Origin of the sequence: Planctomicrobium stercoris (genome assembly GCF_051465655.1) — a bacterium.
Classification (GTDB): domain Bacteria; phylum Planctomycetota; class Planctomycetia; order Planctomycetales; family Planctomycetaceae; genus Planctomicrobium.
Genome location: NZ_CP195791.1, coordinates 1,021,408 through 1,047,196 on the forward strand (window position 1 = coordinate 1,021,408; position 25,789 = coordinate 1,047,196).

The 25,789-nt window shown below is 55.7% G+C and carries 21 protein-coding genes, 1 tRNA gene and 3 pseudogenes; 16 read left to right on the forward strand and 9 right to left on the reverse strand.

The genetic code is table 11. From position 1 onward, the window contains the following. Positions 1–40 precede the first annotated feature (40 nt). From SH661x_RS04140 to SH661x_RS04160, 5 genes and pseudogenes are all read left to right on the forward strand, one after another. Positions 41–898 (forward strand): annotated as a pseudogene (locus SH661x_RS04140) (SOS response-associated peptidase). A 66-nt stretch (positions 899–964) separates the two neighbouring features. After that, complete coding sequence (locus tag SH661x_RS04145; RefSeq protein WP_437228297.1) at positions 965–2,002, forward strand: IS630 family transposase; 1,038 nt, start codon at positions 965–967, stop codon at positions 2,000–2,002. 64 nt (positions 2,003–2,066) lie between these two features. After that, a pseudogene (locus SH661x_RS04150) lies at positions 2,067–2,495 on the forward strand (hypothetical protein); the annotation flags it as partial. 229 nt (positions 2,496–2,724) lie between these two features. Beyond that, a protein-coding gene (locus SH661x_RS04155; protein WP_437221910.1) for an IS5 family transposase occupies positions 2,725–3,524 on the forward strand; the annotation gives its coding sequence in 2 pieces (ribosomal slippage) (positions 2,725–3,064 and positions 3,064–3,524; 801 coding nt in all). A gap of 22 nt (positions 3,525–3,546) precedes the next feature. After that, positions 3,547–4,098 (forward strand): annotated as a pseudogene (locus SH661x_RS04160) (hypothetical protein); the annotation flags it as partial. 176 nt (positions 4,099–4,274) lie between these two features. On the opposite strand, the gene SH661x_RS04165 reads toward SH661x_RS04160, so the two are convergent. Beyond that, entirely contained in the window at positions 4,275–4,889 is a 615-nt protein-coding gene (locus tag SH661x_RS04165) for a recombinase family protein (RefSeq protein ID WP_437228299.1), read from the reverse strand. Between the two features lie 433 nt (positions 4,890–5,322). On the opposite strand from SH661x_RS04165, the gene SH661x_RS04170 reads away from it, so the two are divergent. The 8 genes from SH661x_RS04170 (at position 5,323) to SH661x_RS04205 (ending at position 16,697) form a co-directional block, all read left to right on the forward strand. Further along, positions 5,323–6,759 (forward strand): transposase, encoded by a 1,437-nt coding sequence (locus SH661x_RS04170; protein ID WP_437228301.1) that lies wholly within the window; start codon positions 5,323–5,325, stop codon positions 6,757–6,759. A 205-nt stretch (positions 6,760–6,964) separates the two neighbouring features. Next, positions 6,965–7,828, forward strand: a complete 864-nt coding sequence (locus SH661x_RS04175; RefSeq protein ID WP_437231167.1) for a deoxyribonuclease IV — start codon at positions 6,965–6,967, stop codon at positions 7,826–7,828. Positions 7,829–8,017: 189 nt separating this feature from the next. Next, positions 8,018–9,010, forward strand: coding sequence for a DUF368 domain-containing protein (locus SH661x_RS04180; protein WP_437228303.1), 993 nt, complete (start codon positions 8,018–8,020; stop codon positions 9,008–9,010). A 338-nt stretch (positions 9,011–9,348) separates the two neighbouring features. Further along, entirely contained in the window at positions 9,349–9,645 is a 297-nt protein-coding gene (locus tag SH661x_RS04185) for a 50S ribosomal protein L28 (protein WP_437228305.1), read from the forward strand. Positions 9,646–9,884: 239 nt separating this feature from the next. Next, positions 9,885–12,608, forward strand: coding sequence for a pyruvate, phosphate dikinase (ppdK, locus tag SH661x_RS04190; RefSeq protein ID WP_437228307.1), 2,724 nt, complete (start codon positions 9,885–9,887; stop codon positions 12,606–12,608). A gap of 165 nt (positions 12,609–12,773) precedes the next feature. Further along, positions 12,774–13,982: a Fic family protein gene (locus tag SH661x_RS04195; RefSeq protein ID WP_437228309.1), complete on the forward strand. Its 1,209-nt coding sequence runs from the start codon at positions 12,774–12,776 to the stop codon at positions 13,980–13,982. 248 nt (positions 13,983–14,230) lie between these two features. Next, complete coding sequence (gene hisD, locus SH661x_RS04200; RefSeq protein ID WP_437228311.1) at positions 14,231–15,592, forward strand: histidinol dehydrogenase; 1,362 nt, start codon at positions 14,231–14,233, stop codon at positions 15,590–15,592. Between the two features lie 70 nt (positions 15,593–15,662). Then, a complete protein-coding gene (locus SH661x_RS04205; RefSeq protein WP_437228313.1) occupies positions 15,663–16,697 on the forward strand; it encodes a glycosyltransferase family 4 protein in 1,035 nt (344 codons plus the stop codon). 54 nt (positions 16,698–16,751) lie between these two features. Here SH661x_RS04205 and SH661x_RS04210 read toward each other — a convergent pair whose 3' ends face one another. From SH661x_RS04210 to SH661x_RS04245, 8 genes are all read right to left on the reverse strand, one after another. Continuing rightward, on the reverse strand, positions 16,752–17,735 hold the full coding sequence (locus tag SH661x_RS04210; protein WP_437228315.1) for a glycosyltransferase: 984 nt from the start codon (positions 17,733–17,735) through the stop codon (positions 16,752–16,754). Positions 17,736–17,747: 12 nt separating this feature from the next. After that, positions 17,748–18,464, reverse strand: a complete 717-nt coding sequence (locus SH661x_RS04215; RefSeq protein WP_437228317.1) for a class I SAM-dependent methyltransferase — start codon at positions 18,462–18,464, stop codon at positions 17,748–17,750. Between the two features lie 108 nt (positions 18,465–18,572). Beyond that, positions 18,573–19,274, reverse strand: coding sequence for a zinc ribbon domain-containing protein (locus SH661x_RS04220; RefSeq protein WP_437228319.1), 702 nt, complete (start codon positions 19,272–19,274; stop codon positions 18,573–18,575). Positions 19,275–19,614: 340 nt separating this feature from the next. Continuing rightward, positions 19,615–20,337 carry a hypothetical protein gene (locus tag SH661x_RS04225; RefSeq protein WP_437228321.1) on the reverse strand — a complete coding sequence of 241 codons (723 nt, stop codon included), beginning with the start codon at positions 20,335–20,337 and terminating at the stop codon, positions 19,615–19,617. Between the two features lie 163 nt (positions 20,338–20,500). After that, complete coding sequence (locus SH661x_RS04230; RefSeq protein WP_437228323.1) at positions 20,501–21,199, reverse strand: hypothetical protein; 699 nt, start codon at positions 21,197–21,199, stop codon at positions 20,501–20,503. A 230-nt stretch (positions 21,200–21,429) separates the two neighbouring features. After that, a complete protein-coding gene (locus SH661x_RS04235; RefSeq protein WP_437228325.1) occupies positions 21,430–21,894 on the reverse strand; it encodes a hypothetical protein in 465 nt (154 codons plus the stop codon). 447 nt (positions 21,895–22,341) lie between these two features. After that, on the reverse strand, positions 22,342–22,836 hold the full coding sequence (locus tag SH661x_RS04240) for a thioredoxin family protein (protein ID WP_437228327.1): 495 nt from the start codon (positions 22,834–22,836) through the stop codon (positions 22,342–22,344). Positions 22,837–23,152: 316 nt separating this feature from the next. After that, positions 23,153–23,227 (reverse strand) — tRNA-Cys (locus tag SH661x_RS04245). A gap of 364 nt (positions 23,228–23,591) precedes the next feature. Between SH661x_RS04245 and SH661x_RS04250 the strand changes: the two genes are divergently transcribed. The 3 genes from SH661x_RS04250 to SH661x_RS04260 all read left to right on the forward strand — a co-directional run bounded on the left by SH661x_RS04250 (position 23,592) and on the right by SH661x_RS04260 (position 25,773). Further along, on the forward strand, positions 23,592–24,032 hold the full coding sequence (locus tag SH661x_RS04250; RefSeq protein ID WP_437228329.1) for a hypothetical protein: 441 nt from the start codon (positions 23,592–23,594) through the stop codon (positions 24,030–24,032). Between the two features lie 82 nt (positions 24,033–24,114). Further along, positions 24,115–24,453 carry a hypothetical protein gene (locus SH661x_RS04255; RefSeq protein WP_437228331.1) on the forward strand — a complete coding sequence of 113 codons (339 nt, stop codon included), beginning with the start codon at positions 24,115–24,117 and terminating at the stop codon, positions 24,451–24,453. 360 nt (positions 24,454–24,813) lie between these two features. Next, positions 24,814–25,773 carry a ZIP family metal transporter gene (locus SH661x_RS04260; RefSeq protein WP_437228333.1) on the forward strand — a complete coding sequence of 320 codons (960 nt, stop codon included), beginning with the start codon at positions 24,814–24,816 and terminating at the stop codon, positions 25,771–25,773. Positions 25,774–25,789 lie beyond the last annotated feature (16 nt).

The following is a 25,789-nucleotide window of genomic DNA, read 5'->3' on the forward strand; positions in this document are numbered from 1 at the left end:
TTTCACTCAACCAAATTTCAAAATTGGTAGGGAGATTTAAATGTGCGGACGTTACAACCTGCGAACCACGCCAGAAGAACTCAGAGAGTTTTTTCAGTTGTTTCCGGAGGACGATCTGCCAATCGCCCCTCGCTATAACATCGGTCCGACTCAGTTCAACCCCGCCTGCAGGTTGAATCCGAATGGGCATCGTGAGTTGGTCAATCTGAAATGGGGATTGATTCCCTCATGGTCGAAAGATACCAAGATTGGAGCATCGTTGGTCAATGCCCGAGCTGAGACTGTGGCCGAGAAACCGTCGTTCAGGACAGCATTCAAAAAAAGGCGTTGCCTAAATAGGTCCACAACAGAACCGGAGTGAAATTCGCATGTACACTGAACCGCCGCCAGCACGTCCTTGTGGCCTGATTTTCAGGTTCAGGCCACGAAATCGGCTGTTTTCCAGGGAATAATGGTCACTCCGGTTCTGTGGAGGTTCTATTTAGTGCCAATGAGCGGGTTTTACGAGTGGCTCAGAGAAGGCAAGAGCAAGAGACCGTTTTATTTTCACCTTCTGGATGACTCACTCTTTGCAATCGCCGGAATCTGGGAGTCGCGGGGTAAGGGAGACGCTGCAATCGAGTCATTCTCGATGCTCACCACAGAAGCGAACAGTCTCATGGCTCCGATCCATGATCGTATCCCTGTGTTGTCGGGACCGGATTATTTCGAATTATGGCTCGACCCGAAAATTGATCCCGCAGCAACTCACGCACTGATTCAGCCTAACGAGTGGAACGGATTTGAATCGTTGGAACTGTCAACTACAGTGAACAACTTGAGAAATGAGAAGCCAGAATGCCTAGCTACACTAAATAACTCCACACCTCAATCGGAGTGGAAATTCCAGTTGGTGTAGGAACAAAAACAGGCTTGGTCTACGGTTTGGGAAGTTCTCACACAACCCTTTCCGAGGAGCCAAGCCATGGATGGCAGTATCCACCTCACAGCTCAGGAACGCAAGATGCTTTTGCAGGCCTATCGCTTTGGAGTCGATGTTTCCGTCTCTCGACGAGCGCATCTTGTCCTGTTGCGAGCTGATGGCCTGACCTGGCAGCAGATCAAGACCGTGCTCTTTTGCAGCTTCGACCTGATTTCCACCACGCTGAAATTGTTCAGTCAAGGAAGAGTCGCTGCGGTTCTGGAGGTGCAGACTCCGCAGCATTTCACCCCGGCCTGGATGATGAATGTCCTGCGGTGGGTCACCCAGCACACTCCCCGGGACTTTGGATATTTTCGCTCCCGGTGGTCGTGTGAAACACTGGCCCACCTGCTGGCGTTCGAAACCGGGCAGCGTTTGAGCGGTGAAACGATCCGCCGGGGGCTGCATCGACTGGGGCTGGTCTGGCGTCGCCCTCGACCTGTCGTGGGACCAGTTGATCCCGAACACGCCGAGAAATTCCAGCGGATTCAGCAGCTTCTGGAGAACCTTTCTCCCCAGGATGTGGCTGTCTTTCAGGATGAAGTGGACCTGAATCTGAACCCCAAAATTGGCAACATGTGGATGAAAAAAGGCCAGCAGGCCGAGGTGGTCACGCCGGGGAACAATCAGAAGTGCCATGTGGCAGGCTCGCTAATCTGGAGGACAGGGACGCTGCTGGTGAGTCGTCCTCACTGGCGGCGAAACACGGTTCAGTTTCTGGCTCATCTGGACGACCTACGTTCACGGCTGCGGGGTTACCGGAAGATTCACGTCATCTGCGACAACGCCAAATTCCATGACTCACGGGCAGTGAAAGCATATCTGCAGAAATGGAACCACCGGATCGAAGTTCACTTTTTGCCCAAGTACGCCCCGCAGACGAACCCGATCGAGCGTGTCTGGTGGCACCTGCACGAGACGATCACGAGGAACCACCGCTGCCAGACTCTGGAAGAACTGATCGATCAAGCGTATGAATGGTTTGAGGTGAACAACAACCACTATCTTGACATGCGACACTCCTTCGCCAAAGCCGCTTAAACCTCACTCCGGTTCGGTGGAGGGCCTATTTAGTCCGAGCCATCACAACCGCAGAGGGCCACAAATGAAGTTCAAGAGCCGAAATCTACGCGAAATAGCCGAGATGGTGATCGGTGACGCCGAGTATTTTCAATATCGGTCCAGCAGTCACATAACGCGATTTTTTGAAGAGTGCGATTTGGAATTCGAACATGACGGGTCAACTCGGTGGAGGTGGACTTCGGAGAGGTTAGCCGAACTCTTGGATGAGGCACAGCCAGCGGCCCACAAACTTCCTGAATCATTCGTGCATGTATTACGAGTCCTTATGCTCAAAGCGGACGCGGAGAACGGCGATTCGGACAGAACACTCGCGTTGGAGGCATTAAACAAGCCGCTGGCTAGAGAAGGGTACGAAGGGTTCTACGGAGAAGACGACCTGCTCTACATTCGTCACATTGGAACAAAAATTGTTTCAAACCCCACAAATCCTCATCGTCCATTTACGCCTAAATAGGTCCACAACAGAACCGGAGTGAAATTCGCATGTACACTGAACCGCCGCCAGCACGTCCTTGTGGCCTGATTTTCAGGTTCAGGCCACGAAATCGGCTGTTTTCCAGGGAATAATGGTCACTCCGGTTCTGTGGAGGTTCTATTTAGAGGTTCCGGACAAAACTAATGTTGGCATGGTTTGAAAATTTTGGGAAGGTCTGGTTTTTCCCGTTCACGGAGGAACTGATATGGCCACCCGATTGCTGAGTGATGACTTGTGGGACGAGATCGAGCCGTTCTTTCCGACTTACGAGTTCTCTGTCAAAGGCGGCCGACCGCCAGCGGAGAACAGGACCGTCTTCACCTGCATTCTGTTCGTGCTCAAGACCGGCATCGCCTGGGAGGACCTGCCCTTGGAACTGGGGTGTTCCTACAAGACCTGCTATCGACGTCTCAAGCTGTGGATCGACCTGGGAGTCTTTCAGGACATTCATCGCCACCTCCTCACCGTGCTGAACGCAGCCGGGCGTCTGGAACTGGCGGACGTGCTCGTCGATGCCGGATTGATCAAGGCCCCGTTGGGAGGACAAAAACCGGACCGAATCCGACGGATCGTGGTCGCTGCGGCAGCAAGTCTCACCTGATGACCACTCACAATGGGATTCCGCTGGCGAACATCCTGACGGCCGCCAATGTTCATGATCTGAAACAACTTCTGCCACTGGTGTTTCTGAGGTACCCGAAGATTGGTGGCAAGCGGGGACGCCCCCTGGATTGCCCACGGAGTGTGACCGCCGACAAAGGCTACGACTGCCAGGCAACTCGGGACCTGCTGGGACTGGCTGGCATTGAGACCTTCATTCCCAAACGAGGTCAGCGGCAGGACTCGTCTCTGGGTGCGACCCGCTGGCCGATTGAACGGACCATCAGCTGGCTCAAACAATTCCGCAGGTTGCGGATTCGCTGGGACAGGCTGGAGGAAGTGCACCAAGCGTTCCATGACATCGCCAACTCGCTCATCACCTGGAGATATCTCATCGCTGAATAGGTTTTGTCCGGACGCCCTTAGTGAAGTGAAACGACGAGAGCGGCTGATTGAATACTTGGATAAATGCAGTGAGGATGAACTCATCGAAGAAGTACTCTTGCCCCTATTTCGGCAGCTCGGTTTCCATAGAATTACTGCTGCTGGCCACAAAGACAAGATCTTAGAGTATGGCAAAGACATTTGGATGAGATACCTGCTTCCGACGCAACACGTCTTATATTTCGGTATCCAAGCAAAGAAAGGAAAGTTGGATGCCTCGGGCACAACTCACGGCTCGAATGCAAATATCTCGGAAATTTACAATCAAGTATTAATGATGCTAGGGCACGAAGTTTTTGACCCGGAAACGAGCAAGAAGGTGCTCGTTGACCACGCATTCATTGTTGCTGGGGGCGAGATTACTAAACAAGCCAGAAACTGGCTTGGAGGAAAACTTGATGCGACGAAGCGAAGTCAGATCATGTTTATGGACAGAGAAGATATCTTGAATCTTTATATTGTAAGCAACATGCCGCTACCAGCCTCTGCAATCGAAATACCTCTCACTTTCGCTAGCGATGAAGTCCCATTCTAAACTAAATAGGTCCACAACAGAACCGGAGTGAAATTCGCATGTACACTGAACCGCCGCCAGCACGTCCTTGTGGCCTGATTTTCAGGTTCAGGCCACGAAATCGGCTGTTTTCCAGGGAATAATGGTCACTCCGGTTCTGTGGAGGTTCTATTTAGCAAATTTCTACATTACTGTTGTTACGCATAATTCTCACATACTGACGATTCCAGGATTGTGTAGATCGTCGGCCTGCTGAGTGCAACCGCTTTTGCAATCGCGGTGATCGATACGCCTTCCGACTTAAGCTGTTTAATCATCTTGATTTGGATATTTGTGGCCTTACATCGCTCGCCTTTGACGCTGCCGCCCCACCGTTTTCCTCTGGCTCTGGCGGCCGCCTGACCGGCAGCAACTCGCTCCCCTCTTACTTCGGTTTCATATTGGGCGACGGATGCAAGAACATTCGCCATCAATCGCCCCGCAGGGGTAGAGAGATCCAGTCCATCGCGAAGTGAGACAAGATTGACTTTGCGTTCACGCATTTCTTCGAATAGAGTTGTCAGCCCTTTTGCGGTGCGTCCAAGTCGATCGAGTCGCCACACAACAACTGCTGATATCCTTCCTGCCCGCATGGACAGTTCAAGTTTATTCCATCCAGGCCGATCCATGGTCTTTCCGGTGACTTTGTCCTGATACCACTTGACCGGCTGCTCAGGATTCGCCTCAATCCAACGCTTCAAGTCCGGTTCTTGAGATTTCGTTTCCTGTTGTCGCGAAGACACTCTGATATAGATGGCGACGTGCTTGGACATGGGGGAGCTTGCGATAGGGAGACAACTGAATGACGTGCTGCGTGGAACTGGAGATGAAAAAGCTTCGTTGTAGCTCCCTTCACGTGACGGGACGTAGCTGAGGGCTACAACGCGTACACAGCACTATTTCGGCACAGCTTTACGAGAACGTTTCGCTGGCGGGACGGAAGTTGTTTCCTCAGGTGTCAAATCGCAATTCGCTGGACGATGCCGGGAGATTTCCTTGACCTGCGATTCGTCGAGGTTCGCTGGAGTCTGATGACCGTTACGTCCTCGGGACAGTTGGGTATGAATGGTGTTAGAAGAGAGCTTGACGTCGAACTGTTCCAATGCTGATTTGGCCTCTAGCAGCCCGTTGAATTTCCTTTCTTCGCTTGACAGATCTGGTAGATTGCCGGTGGTTCGGATTTCAGGCATTCAGGGAGGGTGACCGATGGCGTTGGGGAAGCGGGAGGAGTCGCAGCAGCAGGAGTTCTGGACTCCGACAGCGAGTCTCTCCAGAGGACCGGGGCATGTCTTTTATGACAAGCTTAATCAGGTGCTGGCCAAGGCGGGATTCGACAAGGTTCTCGAGGACCTCTGCTCCCCGTATTATGCCAGCACAGGTCGCATGTCGATCCCTCCGGGCGTCTATTTCCGCATGCTGTTGGTCGGGTACTTTGAAGGGATCGACTCCCAAAGAGGCATCGCCTGGAGATGTGAAGATTCGTTGTCACTGCGAAGGTTCCTGGGCATTCCGCTGGGGAAAGAGACCCCGGACCACAGCAGCCTGACACGCATTCGTGATCGACTCCCGCTGGAGATTCACCAGCAGGTGTTCCAGCTGGTGCTCAGCATCATCGATGAGCATGGACTTCTCAAGCTGAAATCAACCGGTGTCGACTCCACGTTGCTGGAGGCCAACGCCGCCATGAAGACGATCGTCCGTAAGGACTCGGGTGAAGACTGGAAGGAGTTCCTCAAACGCCTGATGCAGGAGGAAGGGCTGATCGAAGAAGATGATGATCCCAGCGACGACGACCTGCGCAAGTTCGACAAAACCCGTCATCAGCAGGGGAAGAAGAAGGTCTCCAATGCCGACTGGGAATCGTCGTCAGACCCCGATTCCCGCATCGTGAAAATGAAAGATGGCCGCACTCATCTGGGCTATAAGGCTGAGCATGTGATCGACCTGGAGAATGAGTTCATCCTCTCCGCCACGGTGTGTCATGGGACGAACAGTGATGCCGGCACGCTCATCGAAAGCGTGGTGAATGCCCAGCAGAACGTGATTCTCGCTGGCAGTCCGGAAGAGATTGAAGAGGTTGCTGCCGACAAGGGGTATCACAAGAACGAGACGATCACGCAGGCCACGCAGCTGGGACTGCGAACGTACATTCCGGAGCCGAACTCACAACACCATCGCAAGTGGATCGACAAGCCGGAGGAGGTCCAACAGGCAGTGCTCAACAACCGCCAGCGGATGAGTCGATCCAAGGGAAAGGACCTGCAGCGTCAACGCAGCGAGAAGGTCGAACGCAGCTTCGCCCATGTGTGTGAAACCGGCGGAGCAAGGCGAACGTGGCTGCGAGGATTGGAGAAGATCAACAAGCGTTACCTGCTCGTGACGGCAGCGAGGAACCTGGGCCTCCTCATGCTCAAAGCATTCGGCATCGGCAAACCCAGAGGATTGCAAAGCGGACAGAGGGCACTGCTGGCACTCTGGGGAACCTGCACGCTGCTCTGGGCCGCCCTGAGAAACCGCCTGCGATCGCTCCAGGCAAGGACAGCTCATCCGATGGCGTTCCGAGACATCAACTGGCAATTGACCCCACAGCGACCACGTACACCCCGGAAACTCCAAATCATGCCAACTTCAACGGGCTGCTAAGGGGCCTATTCTTTTAATCGCCTGCGGCTTCTCGTAGGGAGAAAAGGCGACTTGTCGAGGATGTTGATTCAGGTCACAATTCGGGCCACTGTCCGATGTTTTTCAATTCACGGGTCGAGGAGTTGTTCGAGTGCCATTGTTCGGATCCCACCTTTCAATTGCTGGAGGTTTTCACAAAGCTGCCAAAGCCGCTGGCGAACTCGGCATGGACACTGTTCAGATTTTCACATCAAGTCCCAATCAATGGGTTGTCAGTCAACAAGCCCCAACAACGAAAACAAAAGTTCAATCTGGCGGGTTCTTGACGAAGAACAACAATCAGTGGAAAGGGAAAGCTCTCTCCGAGGAAGATGTTCGACTGTTCAAGGCTGCCGTCCGCGAACACAAGCTGAAGTCCCCCTGTTCGCATGACAGCTACCTGATCAATCTCGCCAGTCCCGATGACGAGTTGTGGAACAAGTCGCTGGAGGCGTTCGTCATTGAACTGGAACGTGCCGAGGCGCTGGGGCTGGCCGGTGTGGTGATGCATCCGGGCAGTTACGTGCAGAGCAGTGAGGAAGAAGGGCTGCTGAAGATTATTGCTGCCCTGGACGAAGTGCATCGCCGCACGGCTGGTTTTCAGGTTCAGACCTGGCTCGAAGTGACCGCTGGACAGGGAACCAACCTGGGATATCGCTTCGAACATCTTGGCAGGATCATTCGAGATTCGAAGGAGCCCGGTCGATTCGGAGTCTGTGTCGATACCTGCCACATCTTCGCTGCGGGATACGGACTGCAGACCAAAAGCGAGTACAAGGCAACGATGCAGGAACTGGATGAGCATATCGGACTGGACCGGGTCCGGGCGTTTCACCTCAACGACAGTAAGAAGGAGCGGGGAAGTCGGGTGGATCGGCACGAGCACATTGGAGAAGGGCACCTGGGGCTGGAGCCGTTTCGTTTCGTCCTGAACGATCCCCAGTTCAAATCTCTCCCGATGTATCTGGAGACCAAGAAGGAGAAACGGGACGGGGAAGAGATGGACGCGGTCAATCTGCGTGTGCTGCGGTCATTGCTGAAGAAAAGCTGAATCGACCGTTTTCTGGCTCAGGGAACGGAGTTCCGCTTCCCATGGCAGTCGGGAAAGATCTAAACTTCTCTCATTCACTCCCGCTGCAAGCCCGCCGGCATTCGGCAGGGGATGTCCCGAAGCGTGACAGTGCGTCGGTCGTGTCGTTGACGCGGTCACGTCAATGATAACTACGGACGATCGAAGCTGATGTCAGAGACTCCTGTGACAACAACGCCTGCTGAGGAACTTCCTGCTCGTCCGTTTGCCTTTTTTGGCTGCGGGGTGCTGATGGGGACCTGCAATGTCATCCCCGGGGGAGACAGCGGAACGATTGCCCTGATTATGGGCATCTATCAGCGGATCGTGACTGCGATCAGCCGGGCCGACGGCGTCTTCGCCATGCAGCTTCTCAAGGGGCAATGGAAGCAGGCGTTGAACCGTGTTGATATCTGGTTCATGTTGCCGCTGGTGGCCGGGGTTGGATTTGGCATCGCCAGTATGGGCTCGTTCATGCATTACATGCTTGAGCATCATTTTGAGATCATGATGCCGATCTTCTTCGGTCTGATCGCAGCGTCCTGCTGGCTGGTGGCCAAGTTGATTGAACGATGGGGCGTTGCTGAAATTCTCCTGCTGGTGGGAGGGACCGCACTGGCGCTGTGGATGGTCCGCCAGCCCGGCTTGGCTCATCCACCCGACCAGCTCTGGTATATTGTCCTGTGTGGATTCATTGGAATCTGTGCGTTGATTCTGCCGGGGATCAGCGGAGCTTTTCTGCTGATCATCCTGGGGAAGTACCACGACCTGACCGGCGTCATCGATCGGGCAACGAAATTCAATCTGACGGGAGACGACTTTTCAGTGCTGGTCGCCTTCGGAGTCGGTTGTGCCCTCGGACTGGTCAGTTGCAGCAAGTTTCTGAAATGGCTGCTCGAACATCACGGTTCAGCGACCATGGCTGGTCTGTGTGGTTTCAAGATCGGCTCTCTTTACAAGATCTGGCCGTTCCAGATCGACAAAACGCCGGAGATTCACGAGTTCAAGCACAAGGACTTCCAGCCGGTTTTCCGCGATATCCCGATCGACGGCCATTTCTGGATGGTAGTTTTGATCGTGGTGGGGGTAGCGGCCGCGATGCTCTGGCTGGAGCACTACGCGCTGCGGCAAGCGAAAAAAGCAGTCCACGACGATCCAGTCTGAGCGGGAGGCCGACCGATTTCTTTTTCGGTGAAAGGGATCGCTTTGAACCCGGCCTTTGGACGTCGAGGCGGAGTGACCTTTCCGAATGGCTCAGGCCATAGCTGTTAAAGGCTGTGTAAGTTGTTGTTCTGATGTTGTTTGTGGATTCTGCGGTGACGTGTTGCAGGGCAGTGAATCGGGAGCAGATGGCCTCGTCAGCGGCTGATATGCTGGCGAAAGATTGTGGATAGTTGTGCAGATTTTTCAATTTTGCTTCCCCTGTTGAACTGACTGGCCGAAGGCATTATCCTTCTCGATTCTCCCAAACCGGGTCAATTTGATCAGAGTGAGTTGTTCCCATGAGTACGTTGAAGAAGAACAAGCGCCTGAAGCTGGCGAAAAAGATCAAGCTGTATGGCGATAACAAGCCTGCCACCGGGAACAGCCTGTGCCAGCGCGGTAAGGCGAAGTACCTGGGCGGTAACGGTCGCAAGACAACCGGAATCACCCGTCGGAAATTCCGCCTGAACCTGCAGAAGATTCGCGTCCTTGAGGACGGCGAAGTGGTGCGACGGAACGTTCCGGTCAGCCTGATTCGCTCCGGCATGGTCGAACGCCCGGTCGTTCGTCAGCCGTTCACGGTTGAATCCAAGTAATTATCTGCTTCTCTGAAGTTCGAGATATTGAGCCAGCACGCAGCCACTGCGTGCTGGCCTGTTCACAGCTCCTCCTCCTGGCGTCTGAGAGACTCTGATGCTTGATGGACACAGGGGCGACTGGTAGCTTGCAGCTGTATCCTGCGATTCCTCGCAATATTTTTGCGCTCGCGGTGCAGGGTGACTTTCTGACTTTCGGTGTCCCAGACTGGGAATCCCGAGCCATAAGGAAATTGAAGATGTCGAAGTACGTGTACGGATTTGGGGCCGGCAAAGCTGATGGCGACGGCAGCATGAAACCGCTGCTGGGTGGAAAAGGGGCCAATCTGGCCGAAATGAATAAAATTGGCCTGCCCGTTCCCGCCGGTTTCACCATCACCACGGAAGTCTGCACGTACTTCTACGACCACGAACGCCAGTACCCGCCCGAACTGAAGGCGGAAGTCGCTGCTGCGATCAAGCAGGTCGAAGAGACCATGGGCGCCAAGTTCGGCGATGACAAGAACCCGCTGCTCCTCTCCTGTCGGTCCGGTTCCCGCGAATCGATGCCCGGGATGATGGACACCGTGTTGAACATCGGTCTGAACGAGACCACTGTGGCTGCCCTGATCAAGCAGTCCGGCAACGAACACTTTGCCTGGGACAGCTACCGCCGTCTGATTCAGATGTACGGTGACGTGGTTCTCGGCCTGAAGCCGGAATCCAAGAACGACCCGGACCACTTCGAAGAAATTCTCGACCACGCCCGTGAGCACGCCAAGGTCGAGCACGAAAAGGATCTGTCGGTCGATGTGCTCAAGGACATCGTCAAGCAGTTCAAGGAAGTCATCAAGAAGCACGCCAAAGTCGATTTCCCCACCGATCCGATGGAACAGCTCTGGGGCTGCATCGGCGCTGTGTTCGGCAGCTGGATGAACGACCGGGCTGTCGTGTATCGCCGCCAGTACGGCATTCCTCACAACTGGGGAACGGCTGTGAACGTGCAGGCCATGGTCTTCGGTAACCTGGGCGACGACTGTGCGACGGGTGTGGGACTGACCCGCAACTGCTCCGTCGGAACCCCCGGCTTCTGCGGCGACTACCTGATCAACGCTCAGGGTGAAGACGTCGTGGCAGGAACCCGCACTCCGCTGCGAATCGAAGAAACCCTCGGCAAGGACATGCCGGACTCCTTCGCGCAGCTGACCGAGATCGGCAATAAGCTCGAAAGCCACTTCAAAGAAGTGCAGGACATCGAGTTCACCGTCCAGAAGGGCAAAGTCTGGATGCTCCAGACACGTAACGCCAAGCGAACCGGTTTTGCAGCTGTCCGCATCGCCGTCGACCTGGTGAACGAAGGTCTGATCGACGAAAAGACCGCTCTGCAGAAGCGCCGTATTCCGGCTGACGACCTGAATCAGCTTCTCCAGCCGATCTTCGATCCGGCCGGCAAGAAGAAGGCCCAGGACGAAAACCGCGTTCTGGCCAAGGGAATCAACGCTGGTCCCGGTGCTGCCACCGGACAGGTGGTCTTCCACGCTTCCGATGCTGAAGAAGCCTGGAACAAGAACAACGACGCCCAGCTGATTCTCGTCCGTAAAGAAACCAGCCCGGAAGACCTCCGCGGGATGAAGGTTGCCAAGGGAATTCTGACGGCATTCGGAGGAGCGTCTTCGCACGCTGCTCTGGTTTCCCGCCAGATGGGCAAGACCTGCGTCTGCGGTTGTGCTGCCCTGAACATCGACTACGAAAAGGGAACGATCACCGTCGGAGACAAGGTTCTCAAAGAAGGTGACTGGATCTCCGTCGACGGTTTCACCGGGGAAGTCTTCGCCGGCAAGATCGAAACCAAGGCGTCCGAAGTGATGGACGTGCTGATGGGCAAGAAGAAGGCAGAAGACGCCGAGACCTACAGCCGCTACGCACAGCTCATGAGCTGGGCCGACAAATATCGCCGGCTGAAAGTGCGTGCAAACGCCGAAGCTGGCGATGCCGTTGCTGCCGTCGCACTGGGAGCTGAAGGGGTTGGACTGTGCCGCACCGAGCACATGTTCTTCGATCACCTCGATGAAATCCGCGAGATGATCTTCTCCACCAAGCTGGAAGACCGGCAGAAGGCCCTGGCCAAGTTGCTGCCGTTCCAGCGGGACGACTTCACTCACCTGTTCAAGACCATGGGCGACCGTCCCGTGACGATCCGCCTGCTGGATCCTCCTCTGCACGAGTTCCTCTCTGAACACCACCTGCACGATGATCCGACGCTGGTGACGAAGCTCTCGAAGACCTTCGGCGTCAGTGAAGAGCAGGTTCATCGTCGCGTGGAAGAGCTGAAGGAAACCAACCCGATGCTCGGACACCGTGGTTGCCGTCTGGGAATCGTGTATCCGGAAATCACCGCGATGCAGGCCCGGGCCATCATGGAAGCGGCTGCCAACCTGAAGAAGGAAGGGATCGACGTCAAACCGGAGATCATGGTTCCGCTGGCAGGTTACAAGACCGAGTTCGAAAACCAGGCCAAGATCATCCGCGACACAGCTGCTGCCGTGCTCAAGGAGAAGGGTGTGGACGTGTCCTACACCGTCGGAACGATGATCGAAATCCCGCGTGCAGCCATCACTGCTGATGAGATCGCTCAGAACGCCGAGTTCTTCAGCTTCGGAACGAACGACCTGACCCAGACGACTCTGGGAATCAGCCGGGACGACTACAAGAGCTTTATCGGCGACTACGTCGAGAAGGACATCATCCCGTCCGATCCGTTCCAGACCATCGACCAGCCGGGCGTCGGCAAGTTGATGAAGATCGGTGTCGAAGGGGGACGCTCCACCCGCAAGGACCTGAAGATCGGGATCTGCGGAGAACACGGGGGCGATCCGAAATCAGTCTACTTCTGCCATGAAATCGGTCTGGATTACGTGAGCTGCTCGCCACGCCGAATCCCGATCGCCCGACTGGCAGCTGCCCAGGCAGCCCTCGACAAGTAGTCGATCTGCTAAGTCCCCCGAATTGAAGAAGCCCCGAGCGAAATCTCGGGGCTTTTTTGCTGCCCTGAAACGCGGAAACCGACTTTTTGTCGACACCGATGTCTTATTCAAGGCTGAACGATATATGACTGTAGGGGCTTGATTATATTAAGGTGGCGGCTTATTATGGGGGTTCCCATCGCCGATGTGAAAGGTGGACGGTCGTTGCAAGCGCCTCTGTCACAAAATACTCAAGGGAGGTCTGGTCGATACATCCGTCAACCAAACGGATATCGTGCATTCACCCCAGCGACGCTGCCTCCCAATCCGCCCATCGAGCTTCACGAAGATCTTCTGGTGAAGCTTTCGCAGGCGGATCGGGCTCTAGGCTGCCTTGATGGTTCCATTCAAACTTTGCCGCATCCAGACCTTTTTGTCTACATGTATGTGCGGAAGGAAGCGGTGCTCTCCAGCCAGATTGAAGGAACTCAGAGTTCGCTTCAAGATGTCCTGGCAGCCGAAGCCAGCATTCTCGATCCGGAACGGCCACAAGATGTTGAAGAAGTTGTGGGATACGTCCGGGCGATGAACTACGGGCTCAATCGTCTCCGGGAACTACCGGTTTCCGTTCGTCTTATTCGCGAGATTCACGGAGAGCTGCTCAAGGGCACTGCTCGAGGTAGCCATCTGACGCCGGGTGAAATTCGGACGAGTCAAAATTGGATTGGTGCTTTCGGCTCCAATTTAGACGACGCGATCTTCGTTCCACCTCCTCCTCATGAGGTTGGCGAGCATCTTTCCAGGTTAGAGAACTTTCTACATACTGACACCCGTTTACCCCTCCTGGTCAAAATTGGACTGGCACACGCCCAGTTTGAAACAATCCACCCATTTCTCGATGGTAATGGTCGCGTGGGCAGACTACTGATCACCTTTTTGTTGTGTGAGCAAAAAGTACTGATGAAGCCAGTTCTCTATCTGTCCTATTACTTCAAAAAGCATCGACAGTCCTATTACGATCACTTGCAGGCAATCCGAGATCGAGGGGACTGGGAAAGTTGGCTCAATTTTTTTCTGCGAGGAGTGACCGAAGTCAGTCAACAAGCGACACAGACTGCCCGTCGGGTCCTCCAGATGCGAGAAAACCATCGTAATCTGATCACCAAGAACCTGGGCCGTTCCGCTGGCAATGGGCACCGAGTCCTGGAGCATTTGTATGAACATCCTTATGTGTCGGTGAATGAGATTAAGGAACTGTTGGGGATCACGTTTCCTTCTGCAAATGATCTTGTTGCCAGGCTTGAACAGGATGACATTCTTCGCGAGGCCACCGGCCAGTCACGCAATCGTCGATTCATTTATGATGCATACATCTCGTTGTTCAAAGAAGACTGAGAAGATTCGAAGCATTCAAACTCCCAAATGGAGGCCGAACGGAAGCTTCTGCCGAGGCGACGGACTTGGTGAAGACTCCTTGTTCCCGGTCAATTTCAAAAAACGGCGATTGACTGCCTGTTGATATCGAGTCGCTGATGAGATTCAGCTATTGAGTATCAGGCTGTTCTCCGATGCAGACCGATCCATCACTCGAAGTAAAGCAATCGCGTTCAGTTTCGGACGCGGCTGAAAACGGAAGACTCTGTATGTCTCTCAAGATTCGCATCATCGATTGTGCCGACGGACAGTCCCAGCAGCTGTTTGCTGAGCTGCGGGAAAAGCTCAGTCCGCGTGGCAATGTCGTTTCTCCCGCAGGGCGACAGCGGACGATCGAACTGTTCGGAGAGCCGCTCAGTCCGCAGCAGGTGGTCGAAAAGGTTTGCGATGATGTCCGCGTCCGCGGGCTGGCTGCACTTCTGGACTACACACAGAAGTTCGATCGCAAAGAGCTGACCGCTGAAACACTGCGGGTGAGTGCCGCAGAATTGAAAGCGGCCCATGCCCAGGCCGATCCCGGATTTCTCGAAACGATCAGACGCATTCGCGAGAACATTCTCGAATTTCAGCAGGCGATCCTGACTCAGGATGTGGCCATTCAACGACGTTTTGACGACGCCCGAATTGAACTGCGTCAGAGATATCTGCCGCTGAAACGCATCGGGATCTGCGTCCCAGGTGGGGCGGCAGCGTACCCGTCGACGGTCTTGATGACTGCAGTTCCCGCACAGGCGGCTGGGGTTCAGGAGATTGCCATCGTCGTTCCGCCCACGGCCTTCGGGGCCTACAACGTCGACCTGCTGGCGACGTGTCATGAACTCGGAATCGATGAAGTCTACCGTGTCGGCGGGGCTCAGGCGGTGGCAGCACTGGCCTATGGAGTTGAAGGACTTCCCCGCGTGGACAAGATCGTCGGGCCGGGAAATCTCTTTGTCGCACTGGCCAAGCGTCACGTCTTCGGTGAAGTGGACATCGACAGTATCGCCGGCCCCAGCGAAGTTGTCGTGCTCGCAGATGAGTCTGCGAACCCTGCTTATGTGGCGAGCGATCTCATCTCGCAGGCAGAGCACAGTCCCGGCTCCGCGGTCCTCATCACCTGGCATGCGCCGCTGATTCAGCAAGTTCAGGAGCAGCTCGAGCTGCAGCTCGCTCGGCTGGACCGAGGGGACCTCGCCCGTTCGAGTCTGGAAGATTATGGCGCATTGATTCTCGCTGGCGACGAATATGAAGCTGCCTCGCTGGCTGATCAGCTGGCGACGGAACATCTGCACATTTCAACCAAAGATCCGGAGTTGCTGCTGGCGAAAGTTCAAAACGCAGGGGCAATCTTCCTGGGACACGACACGCCGGTGGCGCTGGGGGACTACGTCGCTGGGCCCTCGCACGTGCTGCCAACGGGAGGAACCGCCCGGTTCGCCAACGGCCTGTGCGCGAATGATTTCCTGAAGCGATCCTCGATTATCAGTTACAACAAGGCCGCTCTGGCGTCGGATGCGGATCTGGTCCGGGCACTCGCAGACAAGGAGGGGCTGACGGCCCATCGCAACAGCGTCGACATTCGTTTGAAGTGAACAGATCTTGCAGCTTGCAGCCGGTGCGAACGTGATTCCGCTGAAATCAGGTCTTGAAGGTTGACGAGTCATGCCGGGTCCGCGAGTCCTGTTCCTGACCTCCGGCGTCAACGTCCCTTCAACCCGCTATCGCATTCTCCCCTACCTCGCGCGGCTGCAAAGGCTGGGAGTCACCTGTGATGTGGCTCACAGCTATCCGGAGAAGTACCAGAAAATTGACTGGCTGGGCTGGCGTGCGAGCCATTTGCTTCGAGGTGTCATACGCCGCGTCAATCTCTGGAAAGCTCGTCGCACGCACTACGACGTCATCGTGCTCGAACGGGAAATTTTTGATGACCCAACCTGGCATCTGGAGGCAGCGTTTCGCCGCGTGACGAATCGCTTCGTGCTGGATGTTGATGATGCCATTTTTCTGCGATACCCGGAGAAGTTCGCGAAGATTGCGGGTATGGTCGATCACATTCTGGCAGGGAACCGGCTTCTGGCAGAGGAATGCCGAAAGCACTGCGAGCACGTGACCGTCATTCCCACAGCGATTGACCTGAACGATTACATGTTCGATGCAGCGCGTGTCCCGAATCCGGTGCCGGTCGTCGGCTGGATCGGAACGCCGGCGAATCTGCCCTATCTCAAGATTGCTTTGCCGGCTCTGGAGCGACTTGCACTCGAACGTCAGTTCATTCTGCGGATCATCACCAGCGATGCGGCAGCGGTTCAGGCATTGCCGTTCCGGAATGTGCAGGTGGAGTTTCGCAAATGGTCAGCGATGACAGCAACGTCTGAAGTCCGCCACTTTGATCTGGGAATCATGCCGCTCCCGAACGAAGAGTGGGAACGCTACAAGTGCGGCTTCAAGCTCCTGCAGTACATGGCCTGCAGCCTGCCCGCCATCGCCAGCCCGGTGGGGGTGAACCGGGAAATCATCACCCACGGCGTCAACGGTCTGCTGGCGGAGAGTGAACAGGACTGGTTCGAGGCCTTGAATCGGATTCTGGATCAGCCTCAGACGGCGCAGTCGATGGGGGTTGAAGCCCGAATGCGGATTGAGCGGCACTATTCGATTGATGTTCAGTTGCCGAGATTGTACTCGGCGCTTCTCGGATAGGGACTTCACTAGCCATTGCGGGGAATTCGAACCGGTTGTCGCATCCGCGGACGATCAACGCCCATTGCGGTGAATCAGACGACGTAACGAGACATAGATGTCTCTCAGCCGGGTGCAGGCCCAGTAGGTCTTCGAGTTTTTCATCCTCTGAACAGCGTCTGCGACTTCCTGTAAGTCGAACTGGCATGCGATCAGGTCGTTGATGGAGACGGGGCCCAGCTGATTGTCACAGATGGCATGAGCCAGGTCCTTTCGGAAGATCTCGCGGGCATACGGATCGTCCAGGTGTTTGCGGAGAATCTGGTACCGGACCTTTCGCCACTTTCCGCTCCGGTCCAGCTCGGCATGAAAATTCTGCGGGTGAACCCGGAAATCGGCGGTGACGTCATCCAGGACAACAAAATCGAATTTTCGCAGCAGCCGCAGCCACATGTCATAGTCTTCGGTGGGAAGTTGTTCGTCGTATCCGCCCACCTCATCCAGAGCGGCTTTGCGAATGAGGGCCGTAGGAGCAGCGATGCAAGGATCTCCTCTGAGGAGTTGTTGAAAAAGAGCCGTCCTGCTGCTGGCGTCCGGGACGGCATATCTGCGAGTGAACAGGAAGGGTTTTTGCGGCTGGCTGACTTCGTTGATGAGATTGGCTTCAGAGCAGACGACCGCGACTGATTCAGGCGACCGCGAGAAGATGCTGAGTTGCCTTTCAAGCTTTTGGGGATGAAGGCGGTCGTCACAGGAGATGTACTGAATGAACGTTCCCCTGCAGATCCGCAGTGCTTCATTCAGGGTGCGGCAGAGTCCGGAATTGGTCGAATGCAAAATTGTCTGCCATGGAACTTTCAACCGGGAAAGCCACTGGGTCGCGACCTCCGTGGTTCCGTCCGTGGAAGCATCATCGCAATAGACCAGTTCGAAATTGTTGAAGGATTGATCCGCGATGCTCTGGAGTGTGTCGGAGACAAACTTCGCGTGGTTGTAGCTGATCGCAATGATGCTGACCAAAGGCGTTTGCGGCGAGGTTTCACGTTCAGGCTGGTTCATAGAACGGTACGCTCACGCATTTGTTCCCAGAGAGCCGACGAAGTTTTTCCAGTCACCAGGATCTTTCAGGTCGATCAGATATTCGGGGTCTTTTGCGAGATCTTCGTAGGTCAGTCCGGAAATCTGCGATTCGCTCAGGTCCAGAGGCTTTTTCGATGGGGATCTTGTGATGACTCCCAGTCCGTAGTCGCAGTTTAATACGAATGCGGTCAAGTCGGGTCTGGTGGCCCGGATCTGGCTAATGACTTTCCACGTATCGCCGCACCATTCGCCAGTCCAGCCTGGCAGATTCAAGGATGCTGCATGATCGAGTGATTCAGCTGGATAGGCCGCTGAAGGACTGGGGGGATGACAGTCGTGGAGAATGATAATGCCGTCATCACTCAGCACATTCAGAACGTTCATGACGTCCTGCAGAGTCTGGCGGAAGGTGTGCAGCCCATCGAGAAATACAACGTCGAAGCGGACCCCGGAGAAACTTGGATTCTTCGCCAGGCTGGCAAAGAATTCGTCGCTCGTCATTTCGAAGTAATGAGTTTTATATCGAAAAAGATGCTTGATGTTCCATAGAACCTTGTCCAGCGGACGAATTTTAAACTTTGGGTCGACCGCAAATTTCTGTGCGGCTCGTATCGGAAAGAAACTCTGCCCGCGGAAGACCCCGACCTCCAGATATGTTTTGGCTCCAAGCTGGTCGATCGCATCCTGGACGACAGTCATTCTATTCATGATTGAGGGGCCCTCAGTGATCATTGGTGCCAACGAGAATTAAAGGTAAATCTCATTCGGCAGCAGTCCGGAAACGCGACAAACGTTAGGCGGCCTGTTGAGCGACAGCTACTCGGCAGGGTAGAGCAACCGGCCGCAGACGCTGCAGAACATGAGTTTGCCGCTGTTGAGATGGACTTTGTTCTGTGAGGTAAGATTGACGTGGCACTGATTGCAGACCCCGTTCTGGGAGGAGGCGAGACTTTCGGCGCCGTAGGCTTCGACCAGTCGGCGGTACTGCGGCTTGATCTCTGTCGGAATCACTTTTTCTGCTTCCGCAATTTCAGCGTTCAGTCGGATCTCTTCCTGGCGTAGTTCGATGGACTTCTGTTCGAACTCGTTTGCAAAGCGACGGACTTCTTCACCAGCCTCCTGAACCGCTTTCTTGCAGGCGACGATCTCCTGCTGTCGCAGGTCGATGCGGTCGAGCCATTCGAGAATCTCATCTTCGAGGACAGCTTTAGCGGCCCGGTCGGCCTCCATCTGTCCGCGGATAATGTCGAATTCGCGATTCGAAGCTGCCTGATTCAGCTTCCCCTGCAGGTCGGTCAGGTGCGATTCCTTGGATTTCAGATCGAGATTTTTGCGATCGGAAGCGGCTCTGGATTCCTTCAGCTCCACTTCCTTGGCGGCCAGAAGCTGTTCGGCTTCCGTCACTCGGGCCTGCTTGAGCTTGATCTGCCGCGGCCCTTTTGCCAGCTGGTCTTGAACGTCTTTGAGCTGTATCAGCAGTTGGTGAAGATGACTGTATTGCGCACCAGCTGACGACATCGCTGCACTCCGTAGACGAATTGAAAAGAGCGAACACACAAGCCGCCGGTTCGAAAAGGAAATCAGCGGACAGCCTGCATGAATTCCACATCGCCCGGTGACGATGCGGAAGACACGTTTTAGTCTCGCAGATTTCTTCGCTGTTGAAAACAGTCAGCCGGAACAGGAGGGTAATTGCTCTTGAGAAATTGAGAGAAGCAGAGAGTCGAGAGTCCAGCGCAAGATCGACAGGGTTCGTGTCGGTCAGATCCAGCAGAGCGGTAACGCATCAACGCACACCAGCCCGGTGACAGTGCCACCGGGCTGGAAGACTCTTGAAATACTGTCGCTTCAGCAATCGTTACTCGATGGGAAGGAGTGCCGGGCTGCTGGAGGTCCGCTCAAGCCCTTGAGCAGAAGATTCTGCACGCGTGGGCTGCACAGACTGGACGTTGGTGTTGGCTGGGGTCGGCTCGGGGGGAAGTCCCTGTCCTCCCCAGGGTGGCGGAGTCGGCGTGTGGGGAACTGCAGTCGGGGCGGTTCCGTAAATCACGCCGGCAGGATGATGTCCATAACCGGGAAGCATGCCGACTGTCGTGTGCCACTGTGACGGCACGGGTGGAGGGGGAATCGCCCCCGGCTTCGGCTGCCAGTAAGGCACAACCTGATAGTAATAGCCAAGCTGAGTCGTGTCCGTCGGCATATAGACGGTCGGAGCACGGTAGCCGTACTGCTGCCCGTAGGCAGCCTGGCCGGTCCAGGCGTCCGGAAATCCTTTGGTATAGGAGACTGGGCTGCGATAGATCGGCCGCTTCACAGGGGGCGAGAAGCGGTAGCCATCTCCGTGCCCGGAACCGTAGCCATATCCGTATCCGCCCGGGGGGCAGTTGGAGTCACCCGAACTCCCATTCGGACAGTTACCGTTGGGGCAATTCTGGGTGGCTGATGGAACTGCCGCAGTTGAATCCGAGACGCGGACGACACCGGCGTTCTCAAACGTTTGGGCAGACGCGGTTGTCGCTGTCGCGGTGAAGATTCCGCCTGCGATCAGGCAGGATTTCAAGCAGGCACGAATTCGAAGCATGACAGTCTTCCTGTAGGATCTCTAGACCAGCCTGGTCTATCATGTGCCGGCGATTCAGGATTTTCACCACATGAAAACCCAGTGGATCGCCTGTGGAACGTGATAGAACTTTTGCGAAACGGCCCTAGCCGACAATCACCAGAGAGGCTTCTTCAACACAGGTTCAGTAGCTGACCGGAGCAGTCGGATAAGGACTGGGGATCTGTGAGACCGGAGCCTGTGTGACCGGATGCAGCACGGGGGTCAGACGGCTGGAAGGGATTCCCCAGCCATAGTTGTAAGTATGGTTCACGACCGGTGCGAGCGGCACAGAGACCGGTCCACCGTACCCGGGAGCTGCATAGACCTGTCCGTCACGCTGATCGAAGTAACCGGGGTCGACTGGATAGACGATGTGATAGCAGCCTGCCAGCGGTCGGCCGGGGCCATCGTGTCCGCAGTGACCATGTCCACCGCCGCTGCCGTCGCCATGCCCGCACTTGCCGCGGATCCAGGCCCCCTTGCGGGCAAAGTCATTGTGAATCCAGGAAGCGATCTTCCAGGGGAGTCCGACGTGCCCGTTCTCAACGACGTAGCTGTCGGGACATTGTGCAGTCGCGGGGGGACAGTTTTCCGCTTCGCAGTGCGACATCTGAGTGAGGTCTTCCTGCTGGATCGACTGACCGGCCGTCGGTTCGATTTCAGATTGCCCGCGGACGATCCGGGACTGAAGTCCGTCATCGCTGATGCGGACGACACCCGCAGCGGGGCGGGCACCCATTCGAACCACCCCTTCGCCGTCATCTGCCTGAACAGAGACTGTCGAGAGCAAGGCGCCGGAGACGACACACCCCAGGCTCCATCCGCGAAATGCTGTCATCATGTTGCTCATCCTGAGAGTGACAAATTGGAATGCGGCCAGACCAATCATGGTGGCAGGCAGGGAATCGCACGGTCTTCCACATCGTTGGCAGGCCGGCACGCCAGGGGCAGGGATACTTATCGAGTTTGGTGATGCCGATTCTTCCCTTTGCCTGAAGGACTGCCGATTGTTCGGGCTGAGTCCATTTCAGGCGGAGCCAAACTCCCGGGAATCAGGAATTTGACGAAAGCTCAGCGCACGTTGGGCGGATGGAAACCGCCGAACAGCGGATAGTGGGACCGGTACTTGACCGTCACTTCAGTTCCCTGAAGTTCCCAGTGCTCATGCTGACGGAAGCCGAACGGAGTCCAGAACCATCCCCCTTTGACTTTGTGATAGAACGGGGGATACATGGCGTGATAGGTGTGCGGGTACAGCATTTCATGCGGAGCGAAAGCCTGGTTGGTGATGATCGTTCCACCGTTCCAGGGGGGCGTGTACTGCACAGGAGCAGGGTACAGAGGGGCGTTCAGCTGCGGATACTGTCCGCCGGGAACGTAGGTCCCTGGGCGGGTCGGTGTTTCGACAACCACGCTCTGGGCCTGTTGAATCTGTCCATAGGACTCTGGCGGCGCCGTATAATCCTGTGCGGTTGCCACATTCATGAATGAGACAGCCAGAAGTGCGGCTGCGGCGTGCATCTGCTTGGATAACATCAGTCCCCTCCCTGGGTTTCTCAACATGGACACCCGCTCCCCGACGATCGGATGTCCTAGCGGCTGACTCGAGCCGTTTCAGATTTCGGCATCCGCGGGTGTTTGAACGCACAGCAGCGTGTCACTCGATTGGGCCGGCAGGTCTTTTCCGACCCACCCGGCGATCTTTGGGAAGCTCGCAATCAGATTCGACTTGGAACCATCATTGCGTTGAGTCTTTCCGTTCCTGCCGCTCCGAAAGGAACGCGTTTTCCGATTTTGCGGCGTTATGCCCGGTACAATCGGAATTATCGAACCTCAGATTTCTGCCATCAGAAGTCTGTGCTGCAGGCCTCAAAAGAAGAGACGCTGCACGTTCCGGAGAACGTCCAGCGTCTGTTGTGGACTGGCAGTGAGGGGGCAGGGGAACCGACTTCGATCGCCGTGCTGCAGCCTCGCTGATTGGTTTTACCGCAGGATCCCCTCGGTCGGCACGATCGACTGTGTGGGCTGATACAGCTGTCGTGCGGCGGTCAGATTCTTCTGATAGGGTGCCGGCGTATGGTAACCGTTGATGCGGCCCAGCAGGTCCGCGTTCGGGCTGAGGACGATCGTGCAGGGAAGTGATTCCACTTCCAGGATCTCGCCGATTTTCTTTTCCTTGTCCAGGTCCAGGTGAACCGGAACGAAGTTTTCGTTGATGAAGCGGCTCATCTCTGGGGTGTTGATAGTCTGCTTTTCGAGCTTCTTGCAGTAGCCGCACCACTCGGCTCCGAAGACGATCATGATCGGCTTGCCTTCGGCAACGGCCTGTTTATGGGCACTTTTCAGGTCGCTGTGCCATTGCACTCCCTGCTGTGTACTCGCAGTCACGGTCTGTGCAGGCGGGGCGGCAATCCCTGCCACTGACTTGAGGCCGACGACAACCGCCAGGGCCGCTGCCGAAAGTGTTTTGCGATTCATGATCAGACATCCAGGCTGAAAGCGGAACTCGTCGAACGCCATCCCGAAACGAGACAATCCCGGCGGTGGCAGACATCCATTGATTTATCGGAGTAATCCCACCTTCAACCGACAGATTTCTGACGGGCAGAGCTGAGAATCCATTCCCTTGCGAAAATATATTCCGCATGAGCGACCGGCAGTTTTTAAGAACAGGCGTGAAACACACCCGGTCCGCGAATCAGAACTTCACCGCGGGGCGAAAGACCAATCCATTCCATGGACATGCCGGAAAAGCCACAACGCCGCATCTCTGGATCGATGCGGCGTTGTGAAGAGGCGCAGGTCGGATTTGAACCGACGAAATAACGGATTTGCAATCCGTCGCCTTAGGCCACTTGGCTACTGCGCCGAAGGTGCTGTAAAAATCGGATTTGAGGACGTCGAACTTTGGTGAAAACCCAGAATTTCCGAACGACATCCACAGCCCGCAAGATTCATCCGATTTGCCCAGTCGCTGCAACCGGCAATCCATTCGCAGGTTAGCGGGCTGGGCGAGGGGCGTCAAATGGACTTTGCCAAGACTTTCTCACGCATCAACGTAATTGCATGTGGGACAGGCTTCACCGTTCTTCTTCTGTTGCCGCTTGGTTCACTGGATGGCAATGGTTTCATGGGAACTTCGGTCTCGAAATGAGAAGCACGAGGGGCATCGGGCCGGAATTCCAACGGAGAATCTGCTTGAGAGAGAGGGGCGCGCAGCGTACCATTCCACCATGGAACGACTTCTCTCCATCTTCCTGATCGCCCTGACGCTGTGCGGGACTGCTCCGCAGCTGGCGATCGGAAATTCTGCGGAGACCTGTTCGTTGCATTCCCCCGCAAAGCCAGCACCCCAAGAGCGAGCCTCCTGCTGTGCGATGGCCTGCTGTCAGAATCACGCCCAGGCAACAGTGACCGCTTCTTCATGCTGTCATCGCGGGAATTCTCATTCTGATTCGGTCCCGCAGGACAAATCGTCAACCTCGGGCGATGGCTGCCCCTGTTGCCCCGGAGCCTGCTGCGTGATCGCGGTCTCGGTTCCATTCTGGACGGTTCCGAATGCGATCGGCCTGAGAAACGACCTCATCAACACGCTCACTCTGCAGGATGAACTGGTCGTCACTCGCAACGATCAACCCGCTCTTCCTCCTCCGAAGGTCATGCTCGTCGGCTGATTTTCTGTTCACGAGCAGTTACGAACGTCACCAATGAAGTGTTCGTTCGCCCTTTGACTTCAAATTTCTGGAGGATTGAAAGATGTCCATGCGATTTTTGGCTGTTGCCGTGACGTTTCTGTCCCTGCTGGCGATTGCCTTTTCGACGACCGCAACGCAGGCCAGCCCCGCCGCGAATTCCACCTGTTGTCCCGATGCGGCCTGCTGTTTTCCCGGAGCAGCCTGCTGTCAGGCTTCGGGCATTCAACCAGCATCCCTGTCGGCCACGTTGCAGGCAACGCTGGCCAAGGCCTCAGCTCAGACTTGCTGCACTGCCAGGCCAGCCTGCTGTGAGGCCGGTGCGGAATGCTGTTTCGAGGGAGCAGAATGCTGCCAGCAACAGCAGTCCTGCTGCGTCAACGGCGCGGCTTGCTGTCAGTAAGGGATCGGTCTCATTGAATTGAGACTTCTAGAGCGGTTTTGGCAATAATCTATTACGTTCCGCAGGCGATCATATGGACTTTCATGCGGTGAAAATCCTGAATCGCCTGCACATGATAGACCAAACTGGTCTAGTTTGATGGATGTCGTTCAGCCGCACGCTTCAAACGTGCGGCTGAACGTGTTTTCTGCGATCGAGTTTTCCTCGATGGATCGACGATCGCGAAGCGGGTGCCGCATTCGGAGAGTGTGGCGTACGTTGCTGGCGCTCTCTGAGTGTGGGGATTCCCACATTTACCATCAAAACGGCGATCCAGGGGGAGGATCACTCTCGCGGGACATTTTGAGAAATCCCGCTAAAATGCACAGTTTCCCCGGCGCTGCCATGGGCAGTGGCCTCCCGCTGATGGTTTGTGCAATGTCTTCCACCTACACAGTTCTGGCTGTCTACTGCGCGTTGATCGTGGCTGCCTCTCTGCTGGGAGGACGCCTGCCCCAGCTGATCAAGCTCACTCACAAGCGGATGCAGATGCTCATCAGTTTCGTGGGAGGGCTGATGCTGGGTATCGCACTCTTCCACATGCTTCCGCACGCAATTTCTTACCTGGGGGCAGGGCAGATCGACCGCATCATGATGTGCATGATGCTCGGGCTGGTCGTGATGTTCTTTCTGCTGCGGACATTTCACTTCCATCAGCATGATCCTGAACAGATCCCGCACGGCTGTGATCATGACCACGATCACGACCATGACCACGGTCACCAGCCCCACTCGCACTCCAGCGATCCCCTGTCGGGAGACATGAGCTGGCTGGGGGTCTTCATCGGGCTTTCCGTTCATACGCTCATTGATGGTCTGGCACTGGGGGCCAGCATGGAAGCCGAAGCGCTCCATACTCAGGGGGGCTGGATGCTGGGCCTGGGGACTTTTCTCGCAATCGTGCTGCATAAGCCGCTGGACGCCCTGTCGATCACCGCTTTGATGCGTGCTTCCCACTGGCCTTCCCGCTGGCAGATCTGCGTCAACGGGGCCTTTGCGATCATGTGTCCGCTGGGAGCGGCGCTGTTCCTGCTGGGAGCGAACTGGCTCGTCGAGCAGCAGACCATTCTGGTGGGTTCAATGCTCGCATTCTCAGCGGGAGTGTTCCTGTGCATCTCGCTGAGCGACCTGTTGCCGGAGATGGAATTTCATTCGCATCACCGCGTTCGACTGAGCGTTTCGCTGCTGCTGGGAATCGTGCTGGCATGGGGAATCGGATTCCTGGAGCCAGCCGCAGCTCATACCGCGAATGAACCCAAGGCACATTCCTGGAGCGAGTAGGTCGTACTCTGAACCG

Bases quoted from the DNA above. Each gene is read 5' to 3' on its own strand.
- SH661x_RS04185 (WP_437228305.1), top strand. From the start codon at position 9,349: ATGAGTACGTTGAAGAAGAACAAGCGCCTGAAGCTGGCGAAAAAGATC.
- SH661x_RS04145 (WP_437228297.1), top strand. From the start codon at position 965: ATGGATGGCAGTATCCACCTCACAGCTCAGGAACGCAAGATGCTTTTG.
- SH661x_RS04235 (WP_437228325.1), bottom strand. From the start codon at position 21,894: ATGTTATCCAAGCAGATGCACGCCGCAGCCGCACTTCTGGCTGTCTCA.
- SH661x_RS04240 (WP_437228327.1), bottom strand. From the start codon at position 22,836: ATGAATCGCAAAACACTTTCGGCAGCGGCCCTGGCGGTTGTCGTCGGC.
- hisD (WP_437228311.1), top strand. From the start codon at position 14,231: ATGTCTCTCAAGATTCGCATCATCGATTGTGCCGACGGACAGTCCCAG.
- SH661x_RS04220 (WP_437228319.1), bottom strand. From the start codon at position 19,274: ATGTCGTCAGCTGGTGCGCAATACAGTCATCTTCACCAACTGCTGATA.
- SH661x_RS04260 (WP_437228333.1), top strand. From the start codon at position 24,814: ATGCACAGTTTCCCCGGCGCTGCCATGGGCAGTGGCCTCCCGCTGATG.
- SH661x_RS04170 (WP_437228301.1), top strand. From the start codon at position 5,323: ATGGCGTTGGGGAAGCGGGAGGAGTCGCAGCAGCAGGAGTTCTGGACT.
- ppdK (WP_437228307.1), top strand. From the start codon at position 9,885: ATGTCGAAGTACGTGTACGGATTTGGGGCCGGCAAAGCTGATGGCGAC.
- SH661x_RS04255 (WP_437228331.1), top strand. From the start codon at position 24,115: ATGTCCATGCGATTTTTGGCTGTTGCCGTGACGTTTCTGTCCCTGCTG.
- SH661x_RS04250 (WP_437228329.1), top strand. From the start codon at position 23,592: ATGGAACGACTTCTCTCCATCTTCCTGATCGCCCTGACGCTGTGCGGG.
- SH661x_RS04180 (WP_437228303.1), top strand. From the start codon at position 8,018: ATGTCAGAGACTCCTGTGACAACAACGCCTGCTGAGGAACTTCCTGCT.
- SH661x_RS04165 (WP_437228299.1), bottom strand. From the start codon at position 4,889: ATGTCCAAGCACGTCGCCATCTATATCAGAGTGTCTTCGCGACAACAG.
- SH661x_RS04215 (WP_437228317.1), bottom strand. From the start codon at position 18,464: ATGAATAGAATGACTGTCGTCCAGGATGCGATCGACCAGCTTGGAGCC.
- SH661x_RS04230 (WP_437228323.1), bottom strand. From the start codon at position 21,199: ATGATGACAGCATTTCGCGGATGGAGCCTGGGGTGTGTCGTCTCCGGC.
- SH661x_RS04195 (WP_437228309.1), top strand. From the start codon at position 12,774: ATGGGGGTTCCCATCGCCGATGTGAAAGGTGGACGGTCGTTGCAAGCG.
- SH661x_RS04205 (WP_437228313.1), top strand. From the start codon at position 15,663: ATGCCGGGTCCGCGAGTCCTGTTCCTGACCTCCGGCGTCAACGTCCCT.
- SH661x_RS04225 (WP_437228321.1), bottom strand. From the start codon at position 20,337: ATGCTTCGAATTCGTGCCTGCTTGAAATCCTGCCTGATCGCAGGCGGA.
- SH661x_RS04175 (WP_437231167.1), top strand. From the start codon at position 6,965: ATGGACACTGTTCAGATTTTCACATCAAGTCCCAATCAATGGGTTGTC.
- SH661x_RS04210 (WP_437228315.1), bottom strand. From the start codon at position 17,735: ATGAACCAGCCTGAACGTGAAACCTCGCCGCAAACGCCTTTGGTCAGC.